The following is a 4,337-nucleotide window of genomic DNA, read 5'->3' as shown; positions in this document are numbered from 1 at the left end:
CCCCCTGGAAGCGGCGGGGCCCCCGCCCCGTCGCTCCCGTGTTCGGGCCAAGCCCGCCATTGTCCTCGACTTGATATCTCGGTGCATGCCCCTGCGGCCGCCGGTCCGGCTGGCGCATTGCGGCGAGCTGGCGTAAGCGTCGGCGCCTGCCCAATCCTGGGTGGAATCGCCGCAACCGCCAGCAGCCATGCTCCTTTCCGAAGCCCTTGCCGTCACCGCCGCCTTGTGCAGCGCGCTGAGCTCCATGTTCCTCAGCGAGCTCAAGGGGCGCGTTCCCCTGCTCCAGCTTGCCCGCTGGCAGATGCTCGCGACTTTCGTGATGACCGGCTCTGTGTCGCTGGCGATCGGCGGCTGGCACACGATCGGCGCGAGGGAATTCTGGCTGCTCGCCGGGTCGAGCTTCGCCGGCATCAGCATCGCCAGCACGACCTATTTCGCCACCATCTATTCGGTCGGCCCGCGGATCACGGCGCTGCTCTTCTCGCTCACCTCGCCCTTCGCGCTGGCGCTCGGCTATCTGGTGCTCGAGGAAACCATCAGCCGCTGGCAGGCGCTGGGCGTGGCGCTGGTGCTGGCGGGCATCGTGCTTGCCATCGGCATGCCGCGGCGCTTCCTCAAGCGCGGCGAGCTGGCGCCGGCTATGCCGGTCGTCACCCCTTCCACCGTGCCGGTCAGCACCGTGCCGGGCCCGCCGCTCACCGGCCGCATGGGACCAGGCATCGTGCTTGGCGTCACGACAGCGCTCGGCCAGGCGATCGGCACCCTTCTGGCCAGGCCCGCCATGGCGGCCGGCGTCGAGCCGTTCACGGCCATGGCGCTGCGTTCCGGCCTCGCCGTCATCCTGTTCATCGCGCTCACGGCAACGCCGTTCGGCAAGGGCAAAAGGGAGGCCGTGCAGTTCGGCACGGTGGGACTCGCCGTGCTGTCCGCCTTCGTCGGCACCTCGCTCGGCATGTCCTGCCTGATGGCCGCGTTGCGCACCGGCAATGTCGGCATCATCTCGACGCTGTCCTCGATGACGCCGGTCATCATCCTGCCGATGGTGTGGCTGCGCAGCGGCCAAAGGCCGACCGCGACCGCCTGGGCCGGCGCGCTGCTGGCCATCGCCGGCACGGCGCTGATCAGCGTGAGGTGACGCGTTCCGCTACCCGAAGATCTGATGCAATGCCGCGCCAACCAGAATCAGCCCGGTCGCGATCTCCAGAAAGGTGGCCACACCGGCCGTGCTCGATCCCAGCCGTTCCAGCGCGGCTACCGACCCGCTGCGGAACAGCACCGCCAGCAGCACGACGATACCGAGCGTGATCGCGACGCCCACCATCATCGCGACAGCGAAGACAAGTCCGGCCCAGGGTATGCCGCGCGAAATGGCATAAGTCATGACGAACAGCGTCAGCGGGCAAGGGATCAGTCCAGCCATGAAGCCGACCGCTTCGCCCTCATGGACGTGATGATGATGACGGCCGCGCAGCGCGCGCCAGATTATCCACACGCCGATCAGGCCGAGCAGCCCACGGCTCAGCGTTTCCAGCGCGGGAGCGCGGCCGACGCTGCCCAGCGAGATCGAGACGAGCGGCAGCGCCAGCACCGCGATAAGCACCGCCAGCGTGATATGGGTGAAGGAAAGGGCGAGCGAGGCGAGCAATCCACGAGCCAATTTCACCTGCGAGCCGGCGATATAGGCGGCTAGCAGTGTCTTCGAATGGCCCGGCGTCAGCGCGTGAGCCGCCCCGAACACGACGCCCATCGGCAGGACCGCAAGGAGCGTAAGCCAGTTGCCGTCGCCGGCGAACGCCTTGAGGTGCTGCGCCACCGCCAGGTAAATCTCGCGTTGGTAGTCAAAGAGCGCCTGTATCATCCATGCGCGTGCTCGTGCTGGTGGCCTTCCGGCTCGGCCATGGCGAAGGGCAGGTCCTCGCTGTCCTGACCGGCCGCCAGTTGCAGCCTGGCGCTGAACTCATGCGGCTCGGCCGGCGCGACAAGGCTTTGCAGGTAGTGATGATCGCCGCCGACCGGCGACAGCGGCAGGCTCTCGACGGCGCCGCCGGCGCGTTCGATGGCGACGTTCGCTTGCAGGCCCTCGGCGTGGCGCGAGAGGCGCAGCCGCATGCGCTCGCCCTGGGGCGTGTCGACGATCTCGAGCAGCCCGCTGGCCAGCTTGCCCGACACCAGGAAAGGGTCAGGCGCGTGATGGTGACCCCTCTCGCCCTCGGGCGCGGCAAAGCGCACCGTGGCGACGTCGAGCGCGGGAATGTGCGCGAAGAGCTCCGTCTTCAGCGACGCGGCGATGTTGTTGGCGGCGGCGAGCAGCAGCCCGTCATTGACCGCGACCTCCACATCGACATGCAGCTTGTGGCCGAGCCAGCGGGCCCTCGCGTGGACCACCCTGTCGATCCCGGCGACATGGTCGGCGGCGTGATGAACCTCGTCGACCAGCCACGGCTCCACGCCGTCGAGCATGCGCGTCAGCACCGAACGCGCCGACTGCCAGACGATGCCGAAAATGGCGATGGTGATCAGCAGGCCGATGATCGGGTCGGCGAGCGGGTAGCTAAGCCAGACGCCGACCGCGCCGGCAACGACGGCAAGGCTGGTCAGCCCGTCGGTGCGCGCGTGGTAACCATCGGCGATCAGGGCCGCGCTGTTGATCTGACGGCCGACGCGGATGCGGAAGACGGCCACCGCCTCATTGCCGAGGAAGCCGATGACGCCTGCAGCGGCGAGCCAGCCCAGGAACCTGACCGGCTGCGGATTGAACAGGCGATCGATCGCTTCGTAACCGGCAACCAGCGCGCTCGCCAGGATGATCAGCACGATGACGATGCCGGCAAGATCCTCGACGCGACCTAGGCCGTAGGTGAACGTTCGGGTCGGCCCGCGTCGCGCCAGCACGAAGGCGATCCAGAGCGGGATGGCCGTCGTCGCGTCGGCGATGTTGTGGATGGTGTCGGCAAGCAGCGCCACGCTGCCGGAAAAGAGGACGACGGCGAGCTGCAGCGCGGCCGTTATCGCCAGGATGACGAACGACCATTTGATCGCCCAGATGCCGCGCTCAGTCGTGGCGATCGTCGCATCGATCACGCCATGCGTGTGCCCGTGCGGCCCGTCATGGCCGTGCCCGCCATGTCTGCCGTGGTCATGCCCGTGCGAGCCGAAGCCGAACCAGTCGAGAATCCTCGTCAACATGAGCGGCCTCACAGATATTTGGTGAGCTGCTTCAGCTCTTTCAGCGTGTCCCTGGTCGGCTCGCCGCCCTCGACAAGGCAATGTTCCATATGGTCGTGGATCAGCTCGCGCTTGGCGTTGCCGACGGCGCTTTCGACGGCATGGAGCTGTTGCGCGAGGTCAAGGCAGGAACGGCCCTGCTCGAACATGGTGAGCACGGCGGCGAGATGGCCGTGCGCGCGCTTGAGCCGGGCGATGATGTCGGGATGGGAGCTGTGTATTGTCATGCTCTCATCCTATCCCCCAGGGTAGGATACTACAATCAGGCAAAGAGCTACCTCTCGCTGAGTGAGCGGATCCGTCGATCGAGCTTGGGCGATCCTATCAGTCGGCGATCAGGCCGACTTGCGGGCAGGCTTGGTTTTCGAGGGCGCCTTGATGCCTTCCTTGGCGAGACTCTTCCTCAGCACCGAAGCGAGGTCGACGACATTTTCTCTTGGCGGCGGCGCGGCCTTCGGCGGTTTCTTGCCCTTGCGCTTGGCATCGATCATCGCGATCAGCGCATCCTCATAGGTATCCTCGAATTTCGAAGGATCGAACTTCGTCACCTTCTTGTCGATCAAAAGCTCGGCAATCTCGAGCAGATCCTTGTCGTATTTCGGTGACGACAGGTCTTCGAAAACGCTCTTCTCCGAGACCATCTCGTCGCGGGTGCGCAGTTCGGTGAGCAGCATGCCCTTGCCGAAAGGCTGGATGACGACCTCGCGGCCGCGCTGGTAGAGCACGACGCAGGACCTTGCGGCGACGCGCTTCTTCTTCATCGCCTCGCGCAGCACGCTGAAGGCCTCGAGCGCAGCGCCATCGGCGGGGATGAGGTAATAGGGCTTTTCCAGATAGCGGGTGTCGATCTCGTCAAGGGCGACGAACTCGTCAACCTCCAATGTGTGCGCCGAGGTGAGTTTCAGCTTCTTGATCTCATCCGGCTCGATCTCGATGAAATCATCCTTCTCCGCCTCGAAGCCCTTGGTCTGGTCCTCGGTCTCGACGATATCGCCGGTCTGCTCGTCGACATAGCCGCTTTTCACCGGCAGGCCGTCCTTGCGGTTCAGAATCCTGAAATGAACTTTTCCGGTTTCGCTGGTCGCGCCGACCAGCTTCACGCCACACGAGAC

General features: G+C 65.8%; 5 protein-coding genes. 1 reads left to right on the top strand and 4 read right to left on the bottom strand.

The features are described 5' to 3' along the window. Positions 1-187: 187 nt before the first annotated feature. Entirely contained in the window at positions 188-1,135 is a 948-nt protein-coding gene (locus tag EOA27_RS24655; RefSeq protein WP_126078086.1) for a DMT family transporter, read from the top strand. A 9-nt stretch (positions 1,136-1,144) separates the two neighbouring features. On the opposite strand, the gene EOA27_RS24650 is transcribed toward EOA27_RS24655, so the two are convergent. From EOA27_RS24650 to EOA27_RS24635, 4 genes are all read right to left on the bottom strand, one after another. Further along, positions 1,145-1,858, bottom strand: a complete 714-nt coding sequence (locus tag EOA27_RS24650) for a sulfite exporter TauE/SafE family protein (protein WP_126078087.1) — start codon at positions 1,856-1,858, stop codon at positions 1,145-1,147. Continuing rightward, positions 1,855-3,186, bottom strand: coding sequence for a cation diffusion facilitator family transporter (locus tag EOA27_RS24645; RefSeq protein WP_126078088.1), 1,332 nt, complete (start codon positions 3,184-3,186; stop codon positions 1,855-1,857). The genes EOA27_RS24650 and EOA27_RS24645 overlap by 4 nt, the downstream gene beginning before the upstream one ends. 8 nt (positions 3,187-3,194) lie before the next feature. Further along, positions 3,195-3,452, bottom strand: a complete 258-nt coding sequence (locus EOA27_RS24640) for a metal-sensing transcriptional repressor (RefSeq protein ID WP_040973109.1) — start codon at positions 3,450-3,452, stop codon at positions 3,195-3,197. 108 nt (positions 3,453-3,560) lie between these two features. Further along, positions 3,561-4,337: Ku protein (locus EOA27_RS24635; protein WP_127257475.1), on the bottom strand; the 777-nt coding region annotated here is incomplete at its 5' end.

It is taken from the genome of Mesorhizobium sp. M2A.F.Ca.ET.037.01.1.1 (assembly GCF_003998075.1).
GTDB lineage: Bacteria > Pseudomonadota > Alphaproteobacteria > Rhizobiales > Rhizobiaceae > Mesorhizobium.
The sequence above is the reverse complement of the archived record's forward strand: the minus strand, read 5'-3'. Positions and strand labels throughout refer to the sequence as shown.

What these genes read in the sequence shown, in the direction of transcription:
- EOA27_RS24650 (WP_126078087.1), bottom strand. Translation starts at nt 1,858, where the DNA reads ATGATACAGGCGCTCTTTGACTACCAACGCGAGATTTACCTGGCGGTG.
- EOA27_RS24645 (WP_126078088.1), bottom strand. Translation starts at nt 3,186, where the DNA reads ATGTTGACGAGGATTCTCGACTGGTTCGGCTTCGGCTCGCACGGGCAT.
- EOA27_RS24655 (WP_126078086.1), top strand. Translation starts at nt 188, where the DNA reads ATGCTCCTTTCCGAAGCCCTTGCCGTCACCGCCGCCTTGTGCAGCGCG.
- EOA27_RS24640 (WP_040973109.1), bottom strand. Translation starts at nt 3,452, where the DNA reads ATGACAATACACAGCTCCCATCCCGACATCATCGCCCGGCTCAAGCGC.